Origin of the sequence: Enterobacter cloacae complex sp. AR_0002 (assembly GCF_001922365.1) — a bacterium.
Classification (GTDB): domain Bacteria; phylum Pseudomonadota; class Gammaproteobacteria; order Enterobacterales; family Enterobacteriaceae; genus Enterobacter; species Enterobacter hormaechei_C.
This window is the reverse complement of sequence record NZ_CP018814.1, coordinates 1,652,201-1,672,090: the sequence shown is the minus strand read 5'-3', so window position 1 is coordinate 1,672,090 and position 19,890 is coordinate 1,652,201. Positions and strand designations below refer to the sequence as shown.

General features: G+C 58.3%; 20 protein-coding genes. 8 read left to right on the top strand and 12 right to left on the bottom strand.

Annotated elements, in window-relative coordinates; all coding sequences use genetic code 11:
* Positions 1–117: 117 nt before the first annotated feature.
* Positions 118–531 carry a peptide-methionine (R)-S-oxide reductase MsrB gene (msrB, locus tag AM329_RS08235; protein WP_032609016.1) on the top strand — a complete coding sequence of 138 codons (414 nt, stop codon included), beginning with the start codon at positions 118–120 and terminating at the stop codon, positions 529–531.
* Between the two features lie 41 nt (positions 532–572).
* Positions 573–851 carry a YeaC family protein gene (locus tag AM329_RS08230; protein WP_003857863.1) on the top strand — a complete coding sequence of 93 codons (279 nt, stop codon included), beginning with the start codon at positions 573–575 and terminating at the stop codon, positions 849–851.
* Positions 852–911: 60 nt separating this feature from the next.
* Here AM329_RS08230 and AM329_RS08225 read toward each other — a convergent pair whose 3' ends face one another.
* The 4 genes from AM329_RS08225 to sppA all read right to left on the bottom strand — a co-directional run bounded on the left by AM329_RS08225 (position 912) and on the right by sppA (position 5,974).
* The gene (locus AM329_RS08225; protein ID WP_032609017.1) at positions 912–2,168 is read right to left on the bottom strand and encodes a glycoside hydrolase family 18 protein; all 1,257 of its coding nucleotides are present in this window, start codon (positions 2,166–2,168) and stop codon (positions 912–914) included.
* A gap of 219 nt (positions 2,169–2,387) precedes the next feature.
* Complete coding sequence (gene pncA, locus AM329_RS08220) at positions 2,388–3,029, bottom strand: bifunctional nicotinamidase/pyrazinamidase (RefSeq protein ID WP_032609018.1); 642 nt, start codon at positions 3,027–3,029, stop codon at positions 2,388–2,390.
* A gap of 9 nt (positions 3,030–3,038) precedes the next feature.
* The gene (ansA, locus tag AM329_RS08215; RefSeq protein WP_023303507.1) at positions 3,039–4,055 is read right to left on the bottom strand and encodes an asparaginase; all 1,017 of its coding nucleotides are present in this window, start codon (positions 4,053–4,055) and stop codon (positions 3,039–3,041) included.
* A 62-nt stretch (positions 4,056–4,117) separates the two neighbouring features.
* On the bottom strand, positions 4,118–5,974 hold the full coding sequence (gene sppA, locus AM329_RS08210; RefSeq protein ID WP_032609019.1) for a signal peptide peptidase SppA: 1,857 nt from the start codon (positions 5,972–5,974) through the stop codon (positions 4,118–4,120).
* Between the two features lie 167 nt (positions 5,975–6,141).
* Here sppA and AM329_RS08205 point away from each other — a divergent pair, with 167 nt between their 5' ends.
* The 3 genes from AM329_RS08205 to AM329_RS08195 all read left to right on the top strand — a co-directional run bounded on the left by AM329_RS08205 (position 6,142) and on the right by AM329_RS08195 (position 9,765).
* The gene (locus tag AM329_RS08205; RefSeq protein ID WP_023324479.1) at positions 6,142–6,693 is read left to right on the top strand and encodes an NAD(P)H nitroreductase; all 552 of its coding nucleotides are present in this window, start codon (positions 6,142–6,144) and stop codon (positions 6,691–6,693) included.
* 116 nt (positions 6,694–6,809) lie between these two features.
* Entirely contained in the window at positions 6,810–7,853 is a 1,044-nt protein-coding gene (gene selD, locus AM329_RS08200) for a selenide, water dikinase SelD (RefSeq protein WP_032609020.1), read from the top strand.
* A 4-nt stretch (positions 7,854–7,857) separates the two neighbouring features.
* Positions 7,858–9,765 carry a DNA topoisomerase III gene (locus AM329_RS08195; RefSeq protein ID WP_023324481.1) on the top strand — a complete coding sequence of 636 codons (1,908 nt, stop codon included), beginning with the start codon at positions 7,858–7,860 and terminating at the stop codon, positions 9,763–9,765.
* A gap of 71 nt (positions 9,766–9,836) precedes the next feature.
* On the opposite strand, the gene gdhA is transcribed toward AM329_RS08195, so the two are convergent.
* Complete coding sequence (gene gdhA / locus AM329_RS08190) at positions 9,837–11,180, bottom strand: NADP-specific glutamate dehydrogenase (protein ID WP_032609021.1); 1,344 nt, start codon at positions 11,178–11,180, stop codon at positions 9,837–9,839.
* A gap of 225 nt (positions 11,181–11,405) precedes the next feature.
* Between gdhA and AM329_RS08185 the strand changes: the two genes are divergently transcribed.
* On the top strand, positions 11,406–11,678 hold the full coding sequence (locus AM329_RS08185; RefSeq protein ID WP_003857857.1) for a YnjH family protein: 273 nt from the start codon (positions 11,406–11,408) through the stop codon (positions 11,676–11,678).
* Here AM329_RS08185 and AM329_RS08180 read toward each other — a convergent pair.
* Positions 11,638–12,054, bottom strand: a complete 417-nt coding sequence (locus AM329_RS08180; RefSeq protein WP_023315911.1) for a pyrimidine (deoxy)nucleoside triphosphate diphosphatase — start codon at positions 12,052–12,054, stop codon at positions 11,638–11,640. The genes AM329_RS08185 and AM329_RS08180 overlap by 41 nt on opposite strands.
* Before the next feature lie 75 nt (positions 12,055–12,129).
* Between AM329_RS08180 and AM329_RS08175 the strand changes: the two genes are divergently transcribed.
* Both AM329_RS08175 and AM329_RS08170 read left to right on the top strand, forming a co-directional pair.
* Positions 12,130–12,702 (top strand): carboxymuconolactone decarboxylase family protein, encoded by a 573-nt coding sequence (locus tag AM329_RS08175; RefSeq protein WP_003857852.1) that lies wholly within the window; start codon positions 12,130–12,132, stop codon positions 12,700–12,702.
* Positions 12,692–13,309 carry a CDP-alcohol phosphatidyltransferase family protein gene (locus AM329_RS08170; protein ID WP_022650879.1) on the top strand — a complete coding sequence of 206 codons (618 nt, stop codon included), beginning with the start codon at positions 12,692–12,694 and terminating at the stop codon, positions 13,307–13,309. Before AM329_RS08175 ends, AM329_RS08170 begins: the two co-directional genes overlap by 11 nt.
* On the opposite strand, the gene AM329_RS08165 is transcribed toward AM329_RS08170, so the two are convergent.
* From AM329_RS08165 to xthA, 6 genes are all read right to left on the bottom strand, one after another.
* A complete protein-coding gene (locus AM329_RS08165; protein ID WP_032610200.1) occupies positions 13,306–14,613 on the bottom strand; it encodes a sulfurtransferase in 1,308 nt (435 codons plus the stop codon). The two genes, AM329_RS08170 and AM329_RS08165, sit on opposite strands and share 4 nt — an antisense overlap.
* A gap of 73 nt (positions 14,614–14,686) precedes the next feature.
* Positions 14,687–15,307, bottom strand: a complete 621-nt coding sequence (locus AM329_RS08160) for an ATP-binding cassette domain-containing protein (protein ID WP_022650881.1) — start codon at positions 15,305–15,307, stop codon at positions 14,687–14,689.
* Positions 15,307–16,836, bottom strand: coding sequence for an ABC transporter permease subunit (locus tag AM329_RS08155; protein ID WP_032609022.1), 1,530 nt, complete (start codon positions 16,834–16,836; stop codon positions 15,307–15,309). The genes AM329_RS08160 and AM329_RS08155 overlap by 1 nt, the downstream gene beginning before the upstream one ends.
* Positions 16,809–17,978 carry an ABC transporter substrate-binding protein gene (locus AM329_RS08150; protein ID WP_072163305.1) on the bottom strand — a complete coding sequence of 390 codons (1,170 nt, stop codon included), beginning with the start codon at positions 17,976–17,978 and terminating at the stop codon, positions 16,809–16,811. The genes AM329_RS08155 and AM329_RS08150 overlap by 28 nt, the downstream gene beginning before the upstream one ends.
* Positions 17,979–17,984: 6 nt before the next feature.
* Positions 17,985–18,668, bottom strand: coding sequence for a TVP38/TMEM64 family protein (locus AM329_RS08145; RefSeq protein WP_032609023.1), 684 nt, complete (start codon positions 18,666–18,668; stop codon positions 17,985–17,987).
* A 6-nt stretch (positions 18,669–18,674) separates the two neighbouring features.
* Positions 18,675–19,481: an exodeoxyribonuclease III gene (gene xthA / locus AM329_RS08140; protein ID WP_022650885.1), complete on the bottom strand. Its 807-nt coding sequence runs from the start codon at positions 19,479–19,481 to the stop codon at positions 18,675–18,677.
* Positions 19,482–19,890: the final 409 nt, after the last annotated feature.

The following is a 19,890-nucleotide window of genomic DNA, read 5'->3' as shown; positions in this document are numbered from 1 at the left end:
TTGCCTGACCGCCTTTTCGCGACACATAAGTTTAGAACAAAAGTGCACGCGCGGGTGTTAATGTTTTGTTAGAATCTGGGTTAAAAGATGTCTGTTTCAACAGCGAGATGTAAGCATATGTCGAACCAACGTAACCCCGACGATTTGAAAAAAAACCTTACAGAGATGCAGTTTTACGTGACGCAAAATCACGGCACAGAACCGCCGTTTTCCGGGCGTTTGCTGCACAATAAACGGGAAGGCGTCTACCACTGCCTGGTGTGTGATGCACCGCTGTTTAACTCCCAGACGAAGTACGATTCTGGCTGCGGCTGGCCGAGTTTTTACGAGCCTGTCAGCGATGATGCGATCCGCTACCTGACGGACACCTCGCACGGCATGGTGCGCACCGAAATTCGTTGCGGGAACTGCGACGCCCATCTCGGGCATGTCTTCCCGGATGGCCCGCAGCCGACGGGGGAGCGTTTCTGCGTAAATTCGGCTTCCATGAGCTTTACCGATGATGAAAACGGCGACCAGATCAAGGGTTGAAAAAACGATTCAGCAAATTATTCCTTTGAAAGGGAGAGATCATGAATATTGATGACATGATTGCAGGTATGACCCCGGAGGTTTATCAGCGTCTGGTGACGGCCGTTGAGCTGGGAAAATGGCCGGACGGTGTGGCGCTCACACCTGAGCAAAAAGAGAACAGCTTGCAGCTGGTGATGCTGTGGCAGGCGCGTCACAATACCGACGCCCAGCACATGACCATCGACACTAACGGTCAGATGGTGATGAAAAGCAAGCGCGAGTTGAAAGAAGACTTCGGCATCACGCCGAAGCCGATTGCGACGATGAAAATGCAATAACGGTGCGGGTTTATGCCCTCACCCAACCCTCTCCCAAAGGGAGAGGGCTTGATTGTCTTACTACTGATGCAGGATCCCAAGCGACTCCGCCAGCTGTTTCGCGAGCTGGTTTTCGTCGTCAGCCCCATACTCCCAGAACATGGCGCCGGCAAGTCCTTTCTCCTTGATGTAATCCGCTTTGATCGCCACGGAGCGCGGGTTCTCATAGGAAATCGCAAACAGCGCCTTCCCGTCGGCAGATTTCACCGACAGCCACGGCACCTTCGCCTGTTCGTCCCAGTGCTCGGTAAAGCGTTTTTGCGGATCGTTCAGCAGCTTGCGGACGATATCGTTGTATTTCACATAGGTATCTTTGGTCAGATCATAGCCAAGCGATTTGAACAGGCTCAGTTCCTGCGGCCCGAAGTAGGGCTGCGTCACCGGATTGTTTTGCGCGTCTGGTTTGCTCCAGTCGATCCCTGGCTCTACGGCACGTTTCGGCACGCGCCCATAGAAACCAATTCCGAGGTTCATCTGCTGCGGCTTCAGCCCGGCGGCCAGATAGTTATTCACCACAAAATCGACGCTGTATTTGTCTGCGGCAGCAACCGTTGGCCAGTCGCTGGAGTCATACAGATTCGCGTTAAAATACTGAGTACCGTACGCCATGTCGTAGGTCATCAGGTTGATGTAATCAAGCAGGGGGGCAATGGCTTTCACATCCACCCAGCTTTTCGGACTTTCCGCATTCGCGCCCACCGCAATCGTGACCAGCTTTTTCTTACCAAACGCGTAACGCATCTCTTTTAACAGCGCGGTGAAATTATCCCGGTCGGCTGGAGTGCTCTCGACCAGTCCCCACGCGCCGTTGACCGGGAACTCCCAGTCGAGATCGATCCCGTCCAGGCCGTATTGACTGACGATCTCCTGCGCGGAGCGAATAAACACCGCGCGGCTCTCTTTGGTTGCCGCTGCGCCAGAAAAACCTCGCGCGCCCCAGCCGCCAACGGAAAGCAGGACTTTCAGGTTCGGGTTTTGTTTACGAAGCTGAGGAAGTAACGCCAGATCGGATGCCACCTTGGGTGATAACCAGATTTGATGCAGTTTTGCCGGATCTTTCAGCGCGGCGTTGGTTTCGTCTTTCTCGTTGTTATAGACCAGACCAAACGAGTAGTTGAGGTGGGTGATCTGGCGCACGTCGAGTTTATGAATATCGCCACCCGGTCCGGCGGTAACATCGCCACCGCCATTGAAGTAACCCACGGACATCAGGGGCGCAGCGGAAGCCAGTGACGCGCAAAGCAAGGGTAATGCTGCCAGCAAGGGCAAACGTTTCATATAATTTCCTCTTTGACTGAATAAAAATAACCACGCCACAGAAAAGGCGTGGCGAAAAAACAGCCTCGAGAGAATAGCATCGCCGTTTCGCTTGTGATGCGAGGGAGTTCACTTTATGGGGATTGGGGAAGAAATGCCGGGTGGCGCTGACGCTTACCCGGTCTACAAAACCAGAGAAAGTAGGCCGGGTAAGGCGAAGCCGTCACCCGGCTAAAAAGCTTACGCCTGCGTCTCCATCCAGTCAGCCAGCGTATACAGCGTTGCGCCTTCTGCGGCCATATCCATAAACGCCTGAGCGCTGTCATGCGGCTGAATATTCACCCCGCGACAGCCGTCGGTGATGACATTCACGGTATAGCCCAACTGGAGCGCATCCAGCACGGTGAACTTCACGCAGTAATCCGTCGCCAGGCCCAGCACAATCAGCTCGGTGATCTCATGGTGGCGCAACCACGCGTCCAGCGCCGTCTTCTGACGATGACCGTTATCAAAGAACGCGCTGTAGCTGTCGATGGTTGGGTTTTCACCTTTGTGGAACACCGCGTCGATGGCCTTCTGGTTCAGCAGCGGATGCAGCTCAGCGCCTTCCGTCTGCTGCACGCAGTGATCGGGCCAGAAGGTTTGCGCCAGCCCGTCCAGTTCGCCCTGGCTGAAAGGCTCAACGTTGTGCTGGCTGGCAAAGCTGCCGTGGTTTGCCGGATGCCAGTCCTGACTCGCCACCACCGCTTCACCACGAGCTTTACACCACGCAATCAGCGAATTCGCGACGTCTACGGTGCTGTCGCCTTCCGCGACGGCCAGCGCACCACCCGCACAGAAATCATTTTGCAAATCGACCAGTAACAGGGCGCGTTGCTTCATGGGATCTCCTTATTCGTCCGGCGTCAGTTCACCGCGCAGGTTTTGCATCATGGCGCGGCGAATGGAATCAATATCCAGATCCTGACTCAGTAAATAGTGAAGTTTAGTCAGTGTTGCCTCAACGGTCATATCGAAACCACTTATCACGCCTGCGTGAGCCAGAGCATTACCGGTGGCGTAGCCGCCCATATTGACCTTGCCGGACATACACTGGGTGAGGTTGACCACCACAATCCCGCGATCGCTCGCCTCCTGAAGCTCCTTAAGGAACTCACCGTTCTGCGGGGCGTTACCCACACCATAGGAGCGCAGGATCAGCGCCTTCACCGGCTGGCGCAGAAAGTTGCGCACCACGTCGGCGGAAATACCCGGGTAAATCGTCACCACGCCAATCGGCTGCGGGGTAATGGGGTGAACGATCAGCTCGCCTGCGGTATTTGGCGCGGGCGGCGTGCCCAGACGACGGATATGGATCCCCGCTTCCAGCAGCGGTTGCAGGTTAGGTGAGGCAAAAGCGTCAAAGCCATCGGCGTGCGCTTTAGTGGTACGGTTCCCGCGGTACAGTCGGTTGTTGAAGAACAGCGTTACCTCGTTGATCGGGTAATTAGCGGCCACGTACAGGGAGTTAAGCAGGTTGATCTGCCCGTCTGAACGCAGTTCCGCCAGCGGGATCTGCGAACCGGTCACGATGACGGGCTTGCTCAGGTTCTCCAGCATGAAGGAGAGCGCCGAGGCGGTGAACGCCATGGTGTCGGTGCCGTGAAGGATCACGAAGCCGTCGTACTGGTCGTAATGGGCTTTAATATCGTCCGCAATATGCTGCCAGTCTTCCGGCGTCATGTCGGAGGAGTCCATCAGCGGCTCATATTCGTGGATGGTAAAGTCCGGCATTTCCGGACGGTGAAATTCAGGCATCAGCGCCAGCTGGCGCTGCAAGTGGCCGGAAACCGGGATATAGCCATTTTCTGAGCGCTGCATACCGATGGTACCGCCGGTATAGGCGACATATATTGATTTCTTCTGCATGGTAATGAGTTCTTGTTCTTCAAAAGAAAAAATCCCCTCTTCACGGGAAGAGGGGACGGTTTTTAACGCACGTTCGCGCAGGTCAGGCAAAACGCGTAACGGCTCTGTGGATCATTAAAGGCTGCGAGCTTGTCGCTCTCCGCTTTCATGGCTTTCGCCGCGGTCGCCACCGGCGCCGGCAGATACGCCTGAAGCGCTTCCGGTAGCATGGTGCGGACGGAGCCGGACATGCTGTCCATGACCATATCGAAGAACGTCGGTTCGTCCTGATAATAGTCCACGTGCCACTGCTTGAGCTTCGCCAGCTCCGCCGCTTTCTTCACGGCGTCGTCGAAGTCACCCAGGCTGTCTACCAGGCCGTTGCTCTTCGCATCCTGGCCGGTCCAGACGTGGCCCTGCGCGATCTGGTCAATCTGATCGGGCGTCTTTTTACGGGAGTCCGCAACCAGCGTGATGAAACGTTTATAGCCACTCTCAATGCTGAGCTGCATCATCTCAGACACCTCAGGCGGCAGGGATTTGGTAACGGACACGTCTGCCAGCGGCGAGGTGGAAACGCCGTCGGTGTGGACGCCGAGATAATCCAGGCTGTTCTCAACGGTGTTGATCACACCGAAGATGCCAATCGAGCCGGTCAGCGTGCTTGGGTTAGCCACAATGTAGTTGGCTGGCGTCGAGATCCAGTACCCCCCGGAAGCCGCCATGCCGCCCATCGAGACCACTACCGGCTTGCCTGCGGCGCGCGCGGCGGCCAGTTCAGCACGGATCACTTCAGAGGCGCTGACGCTGCCGCCAGGGCTGTTCACCCTCAGGACAATTGCCTTCACTTTCGGATCCAGGCGCGCATCGCGGATCTGCGACGCGGTGGTGTCTCCGCCGACGTTCCCCGGCGTTTCTTCCCCGTCCATAATGGCCCCGTTAGCAAACACCACGGCGATGCTGTCACCGCTGTCGTCCGGTTTTTTCGCAGCGTAGTCATACATGCTGATGGCGCTGTAGTTTTTGTCCTCTTTACTCCAGCCGAACTGTTTGGTCAGCGCTTTTTCAATTTCAGCGCTGGAACCCAGCTGATCGACCAGTTTGTTATCAAGCGCGTATTTCGCTGTATCGCCGTCCACCTTGCGCAGGCCGTCCAGCACGCCGCGCGCGCCCGGGAAGACCTGCTCAGCGGTAATCTGACGGTTAGCGGCAATGGTGCCGAGGTAGTTCTGCCACAGCTCACCAATCCAGCGGCTGTCCGCTTCACGGGCAGCAGGGGACATATCATCGCGGATAAACGGCTCCACGGCGGATTTATAGGTCCCGACGCGGAAGACGTGGGTAGTGACCTTCAGCTTGTCGAGCAGCGATTTGTAGTACAGACCGTTAGTGGCGAAGCCATGCAGATCGACCGTGCCCTGTGGCGAAAGCCAGATCTTATTGGCAAAGCTCGCCAGATAATATTGCCCCTGGGTGTAGCTGTCGCCAATGGCAATAACCGGTTTACCGCTGTCGCGAAATTCGCGCAGCGCTTTACCGATGTACTGCATTGACGGCTGATCGGCGCCGGCAAAATCTTTCAGGTCCAACACGATACCGGTAATGTTACGATCGTCTTTGGCCTGACGGATGGTGTCGACAATATCAAACAAGGAGTTTTCCTGGAGACGGTCTGACGTTGCGCCGAACAGCTGGCGGCCAATCACGCCCAGACGGTTGCTGGTCGATGGCTTATCAACAATCACCCCGGTGATATCGAGTAACAGTGCGCCGCGCGTCGAATGCTGCGACTGGTTTGCGTTGCTGATATGCATCCAGATACCAGCGCATACCAGGACCAGGAAGATGAAAAAGATGTTCATCACCAGGTTGCGGACGAAGTTGAGCAGTCGCCACGTCCATTTAAAGAAACCGGCAAAGATTCGCCAAAGGGTTCGCATGTATTCTCCCTAACCAGAAAAGGACTGTTTCCGTCGCCACGGGACGGTAATGTGCGGTTATCGTAATGACCCAACCGCCACTTGTCAGCAGGAATCGCCTGCCACGCTGTAACAAATTCTGCTGTCGTGTTAATTTTGTGAGTAAATTTCATGAAAGGAGTTAACCAATGGACGCACTTGAACTGCTTGTTAACCGTCGTAGCGCTTCCCGCCTGGCCGAACCGGCACCCGTCGGCGAGCAGCTGGAAAACATTCTGCGTGCCGGAATGCGTGCGCCGGACCATGGCACATTGCAGCCGTGGCACTTCTTTATTATTGAAGGCGAAGGGCGCGGCCGCTTCAGCCAGCTGCTGGAGCAGGGGGCTGTTGCCGCAGGCCAGGATGAGAAGGGGATTGATAAAGCCCGCAACGCGCCATTCCGTGCGCCGATGATCATCGCGGTAGTCGCAAAATGCCAGGCCGATCATAAAGTGCCGGTCTGGGAGCAGGAGATGTCTGCCGGTTGCGCGGTAATGGCAATGCAAATGGCCGCCGTCGCGCAGGGCTTCAATGGCATCTGGCGCACCGGACCGCTGACCGAAAGTTCGGTCGTGCGTGATGGCTTTGCCTGTGGCGAGCACGATAAAATTGTCGGCTTCCTCTATCTCGGCACCCCGCAGCTTAAAGCCTCCAGCACCATCAGCGTGCCGGACACCACGCCTTTCGTCAGCCGTTTTTAATTACCCGCGCTAAACTGTCTGGATTCTGAGCATCCGCCGCAGAATTCAGACAGTCATACTTACCTCTTTATGGAATGAGCGCTACCATAGCGCGATTGAGATGACAGGAGACGTCCATGAGCGAGCAAACCATTCGTTTAACGCAATACAGCCACGGAGCCGGTTGCGGTTGTAAAATTTCCCCGAAAGTGCTGGAGACCATCCTGCACAGTGAGCAGGCGAAGTTTGTCGACCCGAACCTGCTTGTCGGTAACGAAACGCGTGACGATGCAGCGGTTTATGACTTAGGTAACGGCACCAGCATTATCAGCACTACTGACTTCTTTATGCCGATTGTCGACAACCCATTCGACTTCGGACGCATTGCGGCCACCAACGCCATCAGCGATATCTTTGCGATGGGCGGTAAACCGATCATGGCGATCGCCATTCTGGGCTGGCCGATTAACACCCTCCCGCCGGAGATTGCCCGCGACGTGATTGAAGGCGGACGCTTTGCCTGCCAGCAGGCGGGTATTGCCCTGGCCGGTGGTCACTCTATCGATGCGCCGGAGCCGATCTTCGGCCTGGCCGTCACCGGCGTGGTGCCCACCGAACGCGTGAAGCGCAACAGCACGGCGCAACCGGGCTGCAAACTGTTCCTCACCAAGCCGCTGGGCGTTGGCGTACTGACGACCGCAGAGAAAAAGTCCTTGCTGAAGCCCGAGCATATTGGTCTGGCAACGGAAGTGATGTGCCAGATGAACCTCGCCGGTGCGGCATTCGCCAATATCGACGGCGTGAAGGCCATGACCGACGTGACCGGATTTGGTCTGCTGGGGCACCTCTCTGAAGTGTGTCAGGGCGCGGGCGTGCAGGCGCAGGTCTGGTATCAGGATGTGCCGAAACTGCCGGGCGTGGAAGAGTACATTGCTCAGGGCGCCGTTCCGGGCGGGACGCAGCGCAACTTCGCCAGCTACGGCCATTTAATGGGCGAAATGCCGGAAGCATGGCGTAACCTGCTGTGCGATCCGCAAACCTCCGGCGGTCTGCTGCTGGCGGTGACGCCGGAAGCTGAAGCTGACGTTCAGGCGACGGCTGCCGAGTTTGGCATCACCCTGACGGCCATTGGTGAGCTGGTGACCGCCCGCGGTGGTCGCCCGATGATTGAGATCCGTTAATTCGATGCGGTTGTTTATTGCCGAAAAACCGAGTCTGGCGCGTGCCATCGCCGACGTGCTGCCCAAGCCGCATCGCAAAGGTGATGGCTTTATCGAATGCGGTAACGGACAGGTGGTCACCTGGTGTATCGGGCACCTGCTTGAACAGGCGCAGCCGGATGTCTACGACAGCCGCTACGCCCGCTGGAATCTCAACGATCTGCCAATTGTGCCGGAAAAGTGGCGTCTGCAACCGCGTCCTTCCGTCACCAAACAGCTCAACGTCATTAAGCGCTTCCTGCATGAGGCGACGGAAGTGGTCCACGCGGGTGACCCGGACAGGGAAGGGCAACTGCTGGTCGATGAAGTGCTGGACTACCTGGAGCTGGCGCCGGAAAAGCGTCAGCAGGTGCAGCGCTGCCTTATCAACGACCTCAACCCGCAGGCGGTGGAGCGCGCGATTTCGCGCCTGCGCGCCAACAGCGAATTTATTCCCCTGTGTGTCTCCGCGCTGGCACGTGCCCGCGCGGACTGGCTGTACGGGATCAACATGACCCGCGCCTACACCATCCTGGGACGCAATGCGGGCTATCAGGGCGTACTCTCTGTTGGGCGTGTTCAAACCCCGGTGCTGGGGCTGGTGGTGCGTCGCGACGAAGAGATCGAAAATTTCGTCGCCAAAGACTTCTTCGAAGTCAAAGCGCATATCGTCACGCCGAAAGACGAACGCTTTACCGCCGTCTGGCAGCCGAGCGATGCCTGTGAGTCATATCAGGACGAAGAGGGACGGCTGCTGCATCGTCCGCTGGCGGAGCACGTGGTTAACCGCATTACCGGCCAGCCCGCGATAGTCACCAGCTATAACGACAAACGGGAATCAGAGCCCGCACCACTGCCGTTCTCCCTTTCGGCGTTGCAGATCGAGGCCGCGAAAAAGTTTGGCCTGAGCGCGCAGAACGTGCTCGATATCTGCCAAAAGCTCTATGAAACCCACAAGCTGATCACCTATCCGCGTTCGGACAGCCGCTATCTGCCGGAGGAACACTTCGCCGGACGCCACTCGGTGATGAACGCCATTGGTGTCCATGCGCCGGATCTGTTGCCGCAACCGGCGGTAAACCCGGATACCCATAACCGCTGCTGGGACGATAAAAAAGTCGATGCCCACCACGCGATAATCCCGACGGCGCGCACCAGCAACGTCAACCTGACCGACAACGAAGCAAAAGTCTATAACCTGATCGCACGTCAGTATCTGATGCAGTTCTGCCCGGACGCGGTTTTCCGCAAGTGCGTTATTGAGCTGGAAATTGCCAAAGGCAAATTTATCGCCAAAGCGCGTTTCCTCGCGGAAGCGGGCTGGCGCACGCTGCTCGGCAACAAAGAGCGTGACGAAGAGAACGACGGTACGCCGCTGCCGGTCGTGGCCAAAGGCGACGAACTGCTGTGCGAGAAGGGGGAGGTGGTTGAACGACAGACCCAGCCGCCGCGCCACTTCACCGATGCGACGCTGCTTTCGGCCATGACCGGGATCGCCCGTTTTGTGCAGGATAAAGATCTGAAGAAGATCCTGCGCGCCACCGACGGTCTGGGTACGGAAGCAACCCGCGCGGGGATCATCGAGCTGCTCTTTAAGCGCGGTTTTCTTGAGAAAAAGGGGCGCTATATCCATTCGACCGAGCCGGGGCGCGCGCTGATTCATTCCCTGCCGGAGCTGGCCGCCAGGCCGGACATGACCGCGCACTGGGAATCGGTGCTGACGCAGATCAGCGAGAAGCAGTGCCGCTATCAGGACTTTATGCAGCCGCTGGTGGGGACGCTTTACCAGCTGATCGATCAGGCGCGCAGCACGCCGGTGAAGCGCTTCAGAGGGATGGTTGCACCAGGCGCGGGTGCGAAGAAACCGTTTAAAAAGAAGAAAAGCGCGGCCTGATACGCCCGGTTTTCACCCTCTCCCTATGGGAGAGGGCCGGGGTGAGGGCACCCGGCCGCACGATATAAACCTTAAATCACACCCTGCCCAATCATCGCATCCGCCACCTTCACGAACCCGGCGATATTCGCCCCGCGCACGTAGTTGGTTTGCGATGCCTCCCCGCCGTACTCCACGCAGGCATGGTGAATATCCAGCATGATGTGGTGCAGGCGCGCATCCACTTTCTCCGCCTTCCAGCCGAGACGCGCGGCGTTTTGCGCCATCTCGAGGCCGGAGGTGGCCACGCCGCCCGCGTTAGCGGCCTTGCCCGGCGCAAACAGCACGCCCGCGTCCAGGAACAGATCGGTCGCTTCAATGGTGGTGGGCATATTTGCCCCTTCCGCTATCGCTTTCACGCCATTGCTAATCAGCGTCCGGGCGGCATCCACGTCCAGTTCGTTTTGCGTCGCGCACGGCAGGGCGATATCCACCGGCACGCCCCACGGCTGTTTACCTTCCAGATAGGTCAGGCCAAACTCACGGGCATAATCCGCTACCCGACCGTCACGGCTGGCTTTGATTTCGCACAGACGCGCCAGTTTTTCTGCCGTAAAGCCAGCTTCATCCACTACGGTGCCGCTGGAGTCGGAGGCGGTCACCACGCGCGCGCCAAACGCCATCGCTTTCTCGATAGCGTACTGCGCCACGTTGCCGGAGCCGGAGACCGCCACGCGCATCCCCTCGAAGCTCAGCCCGTGACGCTTAAGCATCGCTTCAGTGAAATAGACCAGACCGTAACCCGTCGCTTCCGGGCGAATCAGGCTGCCGCCAAACGACAGACCTTTGCCGGTAAAGACGCAGGCGCTGTTGTTGGAGAGCTTTTTCATCATCCCGGCCATAAAGCCCACTTCACGACCCCCCACGCCGATATCTCCGGCGGGAACGTCGGTGTCCGGCCCAAGGTGGCGATAGAGTTCAGTGACCAGCGCCTGGCAGAAGCGCATCACTTCGCCTTCGCTCTTGCCTTTCGGATCGAAATCACTCCCGCCTTTACCGCCGCCCATCGGCAGGGTAGTGAGCGCATTTTTAAAGGTCTGCTCGAAGCCGAGGAACTTCAGAATCGACAGGTTCACCGAAGGATGGAAGCGCATCCCGCCCTTAAACGGCCCAATGGCGGAGTTAAACTGCACGCGCCATGCGCGGTTGACCTGCACCTGATTGCGATCGTCCACCCACGCCACGCGGAACTGGATGACGCGCTCTGGCTCTACCAGACGTTCAAGCAGCGCCATCTGGCGGTAGCGCGGATTTTCCTCAAGGAAGGGCCACAGGGTGGTCATGACTTCACGAACGGCCTGGGCAAACTCGCTTTGGTGCGGGTCGCGCTGCTGAACATGGGCAAGAAAGCTTTCCAGAGAGCGTGTCTGATCCATAGATATAAGAACCTCTTATAATAATTTATGCGTGTGGCGGAGATGTTTTGTGTCGTTTTTTTGACTATACCACCCGCACCGCTTTGAGAGGCAAGCAGAAATTTATGCTGCAAGGGAAATTAATGACAGGGCGCGCGTCATAACTAAAAGCGATGACGAGATACATTAAAGATCCCGTCCGGATCGACCGTTATAGATATAAACGATGCAAAGGAAACAAAGTCTATGAACCGTTACGCAATGGCCGCGTTATGTTTGATGGTGTCCGCCGGGGCACAGGCTGATCGCATTCGCCCGGATGTCGAGGTTAACGTGCCGCCAGAGGTCTTTAGCGCTGGCGGCCAGCGTGCGCAGCCGTGTAATCAGTGCTGTATCTATCAGGATCAAAACTATTCCGAAGGCGCAGTGGTCAGGGCGGATGGCGTGCTGTTGCAGTGCCAGCGTGATGAACGCACCCTCAGTACAAACCCGCTGGTCTGGCGTCGCGTAAAAGAATAAACGCTTCCAGCAGCGGTATATCCGCCGGGGCTAAATCATACGTGAACGCGTCTTCTGGCGTACACCATACCAGCGCCGAGTGATAATGCGCCTTCAGCTCACCGCTAAATTCAGGCACATGCCAGGCGTGGAGGTGAATCAGCCGCTGCGACACCTCCCGCTGGTGGCTTGCCACATACCGCGCGGGCACAGCTTCAATGCCGAGCTCTTCGCGCAGTTCGCGGATCAGCGCTTCCGGCTGGGTCTCACCGGCTTCAACCTTCCCGCCCGCAAATTCCCACATTCCTGGCTGATCGGCATGTTCGGGACGCTGCGCCAGCAAAATCTTGCCCTCATTTTCGAGGATGGCCGCAACCACATCGAGTGTTTTCAGCATGTTCGTCAATAATTAATAGCGAAAAACGACATATTATCGTGCCCTTCCAAAGAGTCCAGTCATCAGGAGAATCAGGTGAAAGAGATATCCGCCTGGGTTGCGCCCATGGAAACCCTTCCCGTCAGCCTTAGCCCCATCGCCGCCATGCAGAAAAAACACTTCGGCGCGGTGCTGAACCCCACTCGCTGGTGGGGGCGTATGCCGCGTCTTTTCTGGCTGGTGGCGCTGTTTGTCGGCTATCTGGAGCGGCGCAAGGCGCGTTTGACCCCGGTTCTGCGATCGCTACTAATGACGCGGGTCTCGCAGATCTGCCACTGCGCATTTTGTATTGATGCCAACAGCCTGCGTCTGGCCGAGCGGAGCGGGGCGCTGGATAAAGTGCAGGCCGTCAGCGACTGGCAAAATTCCACCCTGTTCAGCGAAGAGGAGCGCGCGGCGCTGGCCTATGCGGAAGCGGTCACCGCCACGCCGCCTGAGGTGGATGAAAATATCAAAAGCCTGCTGAAGCGCCACTTTACGGAAGAGACCATCACCGAAATGACGGCTCTGATTGCCTTTCAGAATCTTTCCGCCCGCTTTAACGCCGCGCTGGATATCCCGACTCAGGGGCTGTGCGCCACGTTTAAAGGTAAACCACATGCTGGATAAACATCTGCACCCCCGGCTGAAACCCGGGTTAAATCAGCTGGCCGCCGCGCTGGATAAACCGTTTATCACGCCTGATGGCTTAACGCTCGCCGGGTTTGCGATTGGCGTGCTGGCGTTACCTTTTCTGGCGCTGGGCTGGTATCCGGCGGCGCTGATCGCCATTGTGCTGAACCGGCTGCTGGATGGTCTGGACGGCGCGCTGGCGCGTCGCCGTGGCCTGACGGACGCGGGAGGATTTCTTGATATCGCCCTCGACTTCCTGTTTTACGCCCTGGTGCCGTTTGGTTTTGCGCTGGCCGCTCCGGCTGATAATGCGATCGCCGCCGCCTGGCTGCTGTTCGCGTTTATGGGGACGGGCAGCAGTTTTCTGGCCTTTGCCGCGCTGGCGGGGAAGCATGATATCGACAACCCCGGCTATGCGCACAAGTCGCTTTATTACATTGGAGGATTAACGGAAGGAACAGAGACCATCGCGCTGTTTGTGCTGTGCAGCCTGTTTCCGGCGCATTTCGCGCTCTTTGCATGGGTGTTTGGCGCGTTGTGCTGGCTGACCACCACAACGCGCATCTGGAGCGGTTATATCACGCTGAAGTCACTTCCCCGCTAGCGTGCGCTCTCCGGTCCGCGCTCCCCGGTGGAGACCGGGTTCTGCGGATGGCTGCTCCATTCGTACCAGCCGCCGTCGTAGACGGCAACGTTCTGCCAGCCCATGGCGCGGGCGTACATAAAGGCTTCAGACGCGCGCCAGCCGGTACCACAGTAAAACGCAACGTGCTGCTCCGGCAGGATATTCCACGTTTTCCACATGGCGGCAATATCATCGGCGCTGCGCATGGTGCCATCCGGATTGTGGAAATCTTCCATGTGGGTCGCGTCGCTGCCCGCATGGCCCCAACGCGCACCGGCAATTTCACCTTTTGGCTTGATATAGCTGTAGCCGCTGGTTTCACCGATAAACTCTGGCCAGGAACGAATGCTCACCAGCGACGCGTCCTGACGGTGCAGCATTCCCCGGGCCTGCTCCATATCCACCATCAGCCGCGGCTGGCCCGGGATCGGCGCGCCAAAATCAGGGGCTGGCTTCACGTTTGCAGGCGTTCCGCGCTCAACGGGCAGGCTGGCGTCGGACCACGCCTTCCAGCCGCCATCCAGAATCCGTACATCCTTCACGCCCGCGTAGAGCATGATCTGCGCCACGCGCGCGGCGGCATACACGTCGCGACCGTACAGAATGACGGTGGTATCGTGACGGATCCCGTGCTTCGCCAGCATCGCTTTCAGCTTTTCGTCAGAGACCTTATTCCACAGCGGTTCGCTTTCCACTTCATTGGTGTCGATATAGCCCGCGTCGGGAATGTGGCTCAGGAGATAAAGCTTCGGCGCACCCCAGCCAGCCTCGATCACCTTCCACTCTCCGGCTGGTGCGGCGGTAACGGGTTTGCCCTGCTGCAACTGGTGGATCCACTGCGGATAAACCAGCTGTTCGAAATGCGCCAGACGTTGCAGACGGTCGGATTGTTGCAGGGCATCGCTCAGGGTGGAGACGTGGGTAAAGCCCGCTTTCTCCAGCCGTGTTTTGACGGTCTGGTTGTCATTATCGTTGCCATAGAGCGCAACCGGCATGTCTGGCGTAAGCCGATGCTGTTTTGCCCAGCCGCTGAGCTGTTCATCGCTCATTGCCCCAAGCCAGCTGGCAGAGAGATTAAGTGCGGCGGGCTCGTGCCCGGACGTTCCGCTCAGGGTCTGCGGCCAGCCGTTATAGAACGCACTGATGCGCGTATCAATTACCGCGCCGTTTTGCGTCTGAAGCTGAGCCAGCGTGAGGGAGTGGGGCATATCAGCCGCCGTGGAGGAGAGTGAGGCGAGGCCGCAGATCAGGGCCAGCGCGGTCAGTTGAGAAACACGTTTCATCGAAAAACCTGACGTCATTAAAAGAGGGGGGCATTGTCGTCTCTCCTGAAGCCAAAAACATTGCGTTAGCACATTATTGCCAGCGAGAAATCTCAATCACCTCGCCGCCGGGCGGAATATCGTCCTCATCATGCGTGACCAGCACCACCGGGATCCTGCGCTGGCGAGTGACCTCGAATACCCACGCCCGGAATGAGGCGCGCAGCGTTTTATCCAGTCGACTGAACGGCTCGTCGAGCAGCAATGCCTGCGGCTGGGCGAGAAGGGCGCGCAACAGGCTGACCCTGGCGCGCTCGCCGCCGGAAAGGGTCGCCGGATCGCTGGTGTAGTGGTTTGCCAGCCCGGCAGTCTCCAGGGCCTGCTCGACCGCGTTGCGGCGGGCGCGCCCGACGATGTGCGCCGGCAGCGCCAGCATCAGGTTTTGCCCCACGCTGAAGGCGTCAAACAGCAGGGCATCCTGAAACAGAATGCCGATCCCGCGCGTTTCCACGGGGAGCATATCGCAGCGACGATCGTTCAGCCACAGCTCGCCGTGCGCCTTAAAATCAGCGGATAACGCACCCACCATCCAGGCGAAAAGGGTCGATTTCCCACTCCCGGAGGGCCCCATCAGCGTGACGATCTCCCCCGCCGGGACGCGGAAGTTGACCTCATGTAAGAGCGGCGCAATGGTGAGATTTTTCACGGTCAGCATTAACGTAATCCTTGTCTGTGACGGCCCACGAGCCGGGAGAGCAGCGCGGCAAGGGCAAATACGCTGCTGGTCAACAACAACAGACCCAGCGCCCGGCTGGCGAGGATCGGAATGCTGCCGCCGCTGCTGAGGGCGACCGCCTCCGTCGTCAGGGTGGTGAAACGTCCCGCCCCCAGCCAGAGGGTAGGCATGTACTGGGCCATGCTCACGGAAAAGCCGGTGGCAAAGGCCAGCAGGGCCGGACGAACCATCAATGGGCATTTCACTAGCCAGAAAATTTTCGCCCGCCGCCAGCCCAGCGTTCTGGCGGTGAGGATAAGCCGGGGATCGAGCCGGCGCCAGGCCGGTTGCAGCACCAGGAGCATCCACGGGAGGACCCAGAGCATATGGCTCCAGAGCACCGCAGCGTACTGGCCGTCGATGCCCAGCCACAGCGCTACGGCGTATTGCCCGGACACGAGGGGCAGCGCCGGGAGGGCGAGCGGCAGCCAGATCCACACCGCGCCGCGCTGGGATCCCCACTCAAGCCAGAGCATGAGGATGGCCAGCGCTGTCAGGCTGGACAGCAGTCCCAGTGAAAGGCTGTCGCTGACGGGGCCGATGTCGTCCCGGCGTGCCAGCATCAGCAGAACCAGCGCACAGAGCACGCCGCACAGCGGCAGTAACCCGCCCAGCACCCGTGCGGGCAGCACACTATGCGAAGCGCGACGAACCCCGGAGGGAGCACGCTGGGCGTGCCGCCATGCCGTCCAGAAGCCGTATCCCACCGCGGCAAGCGCCGCCAGCAGCAGGAGCAACACCAGACACAGCAGCGTTCCCTTGGTTTGCTGCTGCGCATCGCCCTGGGTGAGCCACTGCCAGGCCAGCACCGCCAGCGTAGGCGGGTTGCCCGGCCCGAGCACGATCGCCACATCCACCACGGAAAGCGACCAGGCGAGCACCGCCAGCATCACGGCGCCCAGCGCGGGGGCGATTGCCGGGAGGACGAGCCAGTTGAGCGCCTGCATTCGTCCGTAGCCGAAGGTATGCAGGACAATTTTCTGCTGTACGAGGCGCTTTTCAGGCAGCGCGGCGTAGATTGTCCACAGAACGAACGCGCTCTCTTTGACCGCAAGCGTCAGGCCAAGCCCGATACCGTAGCGGTCAAGCTGCGGCGAACAGACTGTACAGATCCGGTAAAACTGCCCCCCTTCCGCAAACAGCAGCAGCGCGCTGGTGGCGAAGGCGACGTGCGGCACGGCTAACAGCCACGGCAGACGGGTGCTCAGGCGCTGCCAGCCTTCACCCGGCCAGAGAAGCGCAAGCAGGGTCAGGGCGATAAACAGTGAGCCCAGCGTCGCGATAAGCGTGGAAACCAGCGTGGCGGCCAGCGCCTGCGGCAGCTGCGGGTCGGCAAACAGCGTCGCCCAGTTGCCGGGAGAAAACGCCGGGGCCAGCAGCATGCCGCTGGCGGGAAGCAGGGGCAGATAGATGACCGCCATTGCCGCCCAGACCAGCCCGCTTAGCGGGTTCCGTAGCGGCGAAGCCATTCCTGCTCCAGGGCGTTAACCCAGGCGGCGTGCGGTTCGGGAAGCACATCAGGCGTGCTTGATGGGGTAAAGGCGCGAAGCTGTTTTGCCGCTTTCGCAGGCAGTTTTTCGCCATCCAGCACGCTCGGGTCACCCCAGACGTCAGGATTAGCTTTGCGGATCTGCGCCTGTGGTGACAGCAGGAAATTCGCCACCACTTTCGCACCTGCGCTCGCGCTGGCGTTTGCCGGGATGGCGACAAAATGGACGTTGCCGATCATGCCTTTGAGAAAGCCGAAACTGTAGCTGTCGGCAGGCAGTTCACCGCTCGCCACCTTTTGCATCGCATGGGCGGGGTTAAAGGTGAGCGACAGGTTCAGACTGCCGCTGGCCAGCAGCGTATCCATGCGCGCAGGCGACGGAGGAAAATCGTTCCCTTCGCGCCACAGCAGGGGGTGCAGCGTATCAAGGTAATCCCACAGCGGCGCGGTGACCTGCGCAAAGGTACTGTCTGGCGCGTTTTTTAACGCCTCCGGATGGGCGGTCAGCGCCAGCAGTAGCTGCTCAAGAAACGCCGTGCCGGTAAAATCCGGCGGTCGCGGATAGCTCACCTTGCCAGGGTGCTGTCGGGCGTATACCAGCAGCGCGTGGGGATCTGCCGGTGGTGTCGGCGTACTCGCTTTACGGGCGATAAAGGTTAATTGCGCGCCGCCCCACGGGGATTCTGCCCCATCGGTCGGGATGGCAAAATCTTCCGTTACCGGTTTACGGGTATCGACGTAGCGCCAGTTGGGCAGGGTTTGCGCCCAGCCGGTGAGCAGCAGGTTTGCCGCTTTCAGGTTGCGGAAGTTTTCCCCGTTTACCCAGAGCAGATCCACCGACCCGTTACTGCTACGTCCTGCGGCATGTTCCGTCTGGATCCGCTTCACCGCGTCGGCGGCATCGGCCAGATGAACGATCTTCAGGTTGATGGCGTAGTGCGTTTTCATCTCGCCGCTTACCCAGTCGAGGTAGCGGTTAACGGCCTCGTCACCGCCCCAGGCGTTAAACCAGACGGTCTGCCCGGTGGCCTGTTGCTGAATGGATTGCCAGCTCTCTGCGGCGAAGGCAGAGGTTGCCAGCAGCAGACTCGTCAGAAACGCGCAAAAACGCACCCGGCGCATAATGCCTCACTTTTTAATCGAAGGGATGTAACGGGAAAACAGCCAGCGAGTGACCAGCGGTAATAACCCTAACAGTGTAAAGGCGAACAGCAGTCCCGGCGACAGAATATCTCGCAGCGAGGTAAGTTTTCCCAGCTCGCGTCCGGCGTTCAGATAAATGACGGTGGCAGGTAGCATCGCAAGCTGGCTGACCCACCAGTAGTGACGCACCCTGAGACGGGTTAGCCCCATCAGCAAATTGACCAGAAAGAACGGGAACAACGGCATCAGGCGCAGGGCAAAAAGGTAGCGTGCGCCGTCGCGATCCATTCCCGCATCTATCGTGCTCATCTGTGCGGCAAAGCGCCGCTGCACCCAGTCGCGCAGCAGATAACGGCTGACGAGCATGGCAAGCGTGGCGCCGAGCGTCGAGGCAAATGACACCAACAGCGTCGCCTCCCACAGGCTGAAAAGCGCCCCGCCGAGCAGCGTCAGAAGCGCGGCTCCGGGGATCGATAGCGCGGAGAGCAGAACGTAAACCGCAAAATAGAACAGCGCGCTCTGAAGGGGCGCTTGCTCCACACGAGCGAGCAACGTTTGCTGGTGTATTTTTAGCGTGTCGAGGGAGAGCATGCCCGGTGGAAGCAAAACAACAATTAAAACAAATGCGCCCAGAAGGGCGCACAGGAGACTGATTTTTTTAATATTCACTGAAGTTTACAGCTTGAACGTTGCCCATACCGGCGCATGGTCGGACGGCTTTTCCATGCTGCGGATGTCATAGTCGATACCGGTTTCGATGCAGCGTTCGGCCAGGGGGGCGCTCGCCAGCAGCAGATCAATACGCAGGCCCCGGTTGTCATCAAAGCCTTTAGAGCGGTAGTCAAACCACGAGAAACGGTCCTGCGTTTCCGGGTTAGCCGTGCGGAAAGTATCCACCAGCCCCCAACCCAGCAGGCGCTCCATCCACTCGCGCTCCTCCGGCAGGAAAGAGCATTTGCCGGTGCGCAGCCAGCGCTTACGGTTCTCTTCGCCAATACCGATATCCAGATCCGTCGGGCTGATATTCATGTCGCCCATTATCAGCACCGGGTTTTCTTTTTTGAGTTCGGTTGTCAGGTAGTTTTGCAGATCCTGATAAAACTTCGCTTTGGCCGGGAATTTGGTTTCATGATCGCGGCTTTCACCCTGCGGGAAATAGCCGTTGATGACGGTCACATTGCCGAGTGCGGAAGGAATTTCCGCCATGATGATGCGGCGCTGCGCCTCTTCACCGTCACCCGGGAAACCACGGCGCACCGACACCGGCGTATCTTTGGTCAGCAGCGCAACGCCGTAGTGGCCTTTCTGACCGTGGTAAAAAACGTTATAGCCCAGCTTCGCTACCTCTTCGAGCGGGAACATATCGTCGTGAACTTTTGTCTCCTGCAAGCCGATCACATCTGGCTGATGTTGCTCAACAATCGCTTCAAGCTGGTGAGGGCGGGCACGCAGGCCGTTGATATTAAAAGAGACAAATTTCATAGTCGCTGCCAATGCAAGGTGAATAGTGCAAGGATGGTAGCAGAATTTACGTCGTCTGTTATCCGCTTCGCCCAATTACTGCGACAGATAATGCCAACGGTGCAATATTTGCACCATTTCGGCGCGTTTTGCCCTCGAACAGGGCGTAAACGACCGATAAATTTCGCGAGCGATCACAATTCCAGAATTATATTTGGCCTCTGCATACTCTTTCTTGTTTTCATGCGGCAAAGCGCCGCTTGTCGTAAAAATATTCACTATTTATGCATTATAAGTGAATATCTCCATATTGTAACTCATTGATATTCTGTTATCCAAACCCATTTATGCATTTTTATCGCTGGCTGGCACGAACGCTGCAATCTACATTCACAGTGCAAACACTCAATTATTTAACATTTAAACAACC

Bases quoted from the DNA above. Each gene is read 5' to 3' on its own strand.
- AM329_RS08180 (WP_023315911.1), bottom strand. From the start codon at position 12,054: ATGCTGAAAACACTCGATGTGGTTGCGGCCATCCTCGAAAATGAGGGC.
- msrB (WP_032609016.1), top strand. From the start codon at position 118: ATGTCGAACCAACGTAACCCCGACGATTTGAAAAAAAACCTTACAGAG.
- AM329_RS08225 (WP_032609017.1), bottom strand. From the start codon at position 2,168: ATGAAACGTTTGCCCTTGCTGGCAGCATTACCCTTGCTTTGCGCGTCA.
- AM329_RS08205 (WP_023324479.1), top strand. From the start codon at position 6,142: ATGGACGCACTTGAACTGCTTGTTAACCGTCGTAGCGCTTCCCGCCTG.
- AM329_RS08170 (WP_022650879.1), top strand. From the start codon at position 12,692: ATGCTGGATAAACATCTGCACCCCCGGCTGAAACCCGGGTTAAATCAG.
- pncA (WP_032609018.1), bottom strand. From the start codon at position 3,029: ATGAAGCAACGCGCCCTGTTACTGGTCGATTTGCAAAATGATTTCTGT.
- ansA (WP_023303507.1), bottom strand. From the start codon at position 4,055: ATGCAGAAGAAATCAATATATGTCGCCTATACCGGCGGTACCATCGGT.
- AM329_RS08195 (WP_023324481.1), top strand. From the start codon at position 7,858: ATGCGGTTGTTTATTGCCGAAAAACCGAGTCTGGCGCGTGCCATCGCC.
- AM329_RS08155 (WP_032609022.1), bottom strand. From the start codon at position 16,836: ATGGCTTCGCCGCTACGGAACCCGCTAAGCGGGCTGGTCTGGGCGGCA.
- AM329_RS08185 (WP_003857857.1), top strand. From the start codon at position 11,406: ATGAACCGTTACGCAATGGCCGCGTTATGTTTGATGGTGTCCGCCGGG.
- gdhA (WP_032609021.1), bottom strand. From the start codon at position 11,180: ATGGATCAGACACGCTCTCTGGAAAGCTTTCTTGCCCATGTTCAGCAG.
- selD (WP_032609020.1), top strand. From the start codon at position 6,810: ATGAGCGAGCAAACCATTCGTTTAACGCAATACAGCCACGGAGCCGGT.
- AM329_RS08230 (WP_003857863.1), top strand. From the start codon at position 573: ATGAATATTGATGACATGATTGCAGGTATGACCCCGGAGGTTTATCAG.
- AM329_RS08150 (WP_072163305.1), bottom strand. From the start codon at position 17,978: ATGCGCCGGGTGCGTTTTTGCGCGTTTCTGACGAGTCTGCTGCTGGCA.
- xthA (WP_022650885.1), bottom strand. From the start codon at position 19,481: ATGAAATTTGTCTCTTTTAATATCAACGGCCTGCGTGCCCGCCCTCAC.
- sppA (WP_032609019.1), bottom strand. From the start codon at position 5,974: ATGCGAACCCTTTGGCGAATCTTTGCCGGTTTCTTTAAATGGACGTGG.
- AM329_RS08165 (WP_032610200.1), bottom strand. From the start codon at position 14,613: ATGAAACGTGTTTCTCAACTGACCGCGCTGGCCCTGATCTGCGGCCTC.
- AM329_RS08160 (WP_022650881.1), bottom strand. From the start codon at position 15,307: ATGCTGACCGTGAAAAATCTCACCATTGCGCCGCTCTTACATGAGGTC.